General features: G+C 72.0%; 1 protein-coding gene and 1 pseudogene. One reads left to right on the forward strand and one right to left on the reverse strand.

Annotation, left to right across the window (positions count from 1 at the left end; genetic code table 11):
- A pseudogene (locus GWI24_RS43215) lies at positions 1–233 on the forward strand (HEXXH motif domain-containing protein); the annotation flags it as partial.
- Positions 234–279: 46 nt separating this feature from the next.
- On the opposite strand, the gene fxsT reads toward GWI24_RS43215, so the two are convergent.
- On the reverse strand, positions 280–2,579 hold a 2,300-nt coding region (gene fxsT / locus GWI24_RS43220), incomplete at its 5' end, for an FxSxx-COOH system tetratricopeptide repeat protein (protein WP_210951487.1).

The raw sequence follows: 2,579 nt of genomic DNA on the forward strand, positions 1-2,579 counted from the left end.
GGGACACCGCGGCCGCGCTGCGCGGCTACCGGGCCCGCGTGGAAGCGGACCCGGACGACATCGCGGCATGGGCGGGGCTCGCGCTCGGCCTGCCGGACGGCGCGGCCAGGACGACGCTGCTGAACCACCCCGAACTGGCCCTGGCCGTCCACCGGGAGCTGCGCACCGCACCGGGCGCGGGCCCCGACCCGGTGGCGCTGGCGCGGTGGATCGGGACGCGTACGCGCGGGTGAACGGCGCGCGGCACGGGGCCCCGCGAACGGCGACGCGGACGCCGGTTCAGATGGAGATCGACTCCACATCGCAGTCCGCCCGGATGCCCCGGGCCGCCGCGACCGTCGCCGGGTGGTTGGCCGTCAGCACCCGGCGCAGCCGGACGAGCGCGTCCTGGTGCAGCTCCTCCGCCTGCCTGCCCTCGCCCAGCGCGCGCAGATCCCCCGACAGATTGACCGCACACGCGAGCGTGGTGGGGTGGTCCTCACCGAGCCGGGACCGGCAGGCCGCCAGGGTCTCGGTGTCCAGGTCGTGGGCCTCCTGGTAGTCCGCGAGGGTGTAGTGGTCGCTGGCCATATTGATGGCACAGACCAGCGCCATGGGATGGTCGGCCCCCAGCCGCTCGACGAGTACCGGCAGCGTCTGCTTGTTCAGCGCGAGCGCCTCATCCGTCTCGCCCAGCAGCCGCAGCGTCACGGCGAGGTCGACCGCCGCGCCCAGGGTCGCCGGATGCCGTTCCCCCAGCAGGACGCGCATCTCGTCAAGGCATTTCCGGCCCAGCTCACGGGCGCCCTCCAGATCGGCGGTCTGCCGCAGATCCATCGACAGGGCCAGGGCCGTGATGGTGATGTGGAGGTTGGGCTCGGTGTAGCGCAGCCGGTACCGCTCCAGCACCTCCCGGCTGAGGTCCAGGGCGCCCTCGTGGTCGCCCGCCTTACGACGCGCCACGGCGAGGTTGCGCAGGGCGTAGACCCCGATGGGCGCGTTCGGCGGGAGCAATTGGCGGGCGCGGGCGCAGGTCTGCTCCAGCATGTCGCGGGCGGCCAGGTAGTCGCCGCCCTCGCGGATGTCGATGCTGAGGTTGGCCTCCACCAGGATGGTGAGCAGGGCGTCCTCGCCGAGCACCAGGGCGGCGGTGCGCCGGGCGCCCTCCTCCAGCTGCCGGGCCTGTGCGTAGTCCCCCGTCGCGCGCAGTGCCAGGGCGTAGTCGTTCGCCGCGCCGATGGAGTACGGGTCCTCGTCCCCGAAGAGCCGCAGGGTCCTGGTCCAGCGGTCCTTCTCCAGCTCCACGTATCGCGTGTAGTCGCCCTGGTAGCGGGTGTCAACGGCGACCGCGCCCTGAGTCACCAGGGTGTTCTCGTGGTCGTCGCCATCTTTGGCGCGCTGGAGCTCCAGTGTCCGGCGGTTGAGCTCCCGGGCCTCGTTGAAGTGGCCGAGCACAGTCAGGACATGGCCCAGGGTGCGGGAGACGGCCAGCGTCTCCGCGCTGTCCTCGCCGAGCGTCTCCACCCATTCCCGGCGCACCTGGGTACCGAGCTCCAGCGCACCCTCGTGGTCCCCCCAGATATAGAGGAAGCGGACCAGGTTCCGCACCATCTGCCGCACCCATTTGTCATCGCACTCCATCGCGCGCGACGCCCGGACATGGGAGAGGAGGTCGGCGTACCGCCCCCAGTTCGCGGGAGTCACGTCGTTGGGGTCGCCGAAGGCCAGCAGCACATGGGCGCTGTGCCGCATGTCCGCCTGCTGCTGCGGGGACATCTGGCCGATCAGCACGGCCTGCACCAGCCGGTGCATCTCGATCGTGTTGCTGCGGTGATTGATCTTGATCAGGGCGTAGCGGTTGATCTCACGGATCGCGTGGCCGAGCTTGATGGGATCCTGCAGCACCTCCGACAGCTCGGGGGAGAGGGACACCCCGCGCACGCCGGAGAAGAGCCGCCGGGAGACCGGCTCGGGCGCGAAGAACGAGCACATCTGGAGGAACTGGAGCGCGCCGGGATGGGTTTCGGCCAGCCGCCGCAGCGACATGTTCCAGGCGGCGGCGACCGGTTCGGGGTAGTCCACCGGAACGCCCGCCGCCAGCAGCTCGTTGCGGCGGGTGGAGACATCCGCCCGCTCGTCCTCGAAGACCTGGAGATACTCGTCGACCGGCATCCCGGTCTCGGTGAGCCACGCGGCCGCCTGCTCGATGGCCAGCGGAAGGTCCCCCAGCGCGTCGGCGACCCGGTCCGCCTGGTCGCGCGGCAGCTCCGGCCCCCGGCGGCGCAGCAGCTCGATGCTCTCCGCGCGCTCGAAGACGTCCACCTCGACGGTGCGGGCGGCGCGCGACCACTGGGCGTTCCTCGAGGTGACCAGGATCCGGCCCGGCCCGCCCGCGGGGAAGAACGGCCGAACCGTCTCCAGCTCCTCGGCGTTGTCGAAGACCAGCAGCCAGTTGCGGCACGGGCGCCCGGTGCGCAGCGCGTCGAGCACGCTGGGCACGGCCGTGTTGGCCTCCATGCCCGCGTGCAGCCCGAGCCGGTCGGCGAGCTGGACCAGCGCCTGGCGGATCTGCTCGGGGCGCTCCGCCGGGATCCACCACA

Source organism: Streptomyces sp. MK37H (assembly GCF_018035285.1).
In the GTDB taxonomy this organism is placed as follows: Bacteria; Actinomycetota; Actinomycetes; order Streptomycetales; family Streptomycetaceae; genus Streptomyces; species Streptomyces endocoffeicus.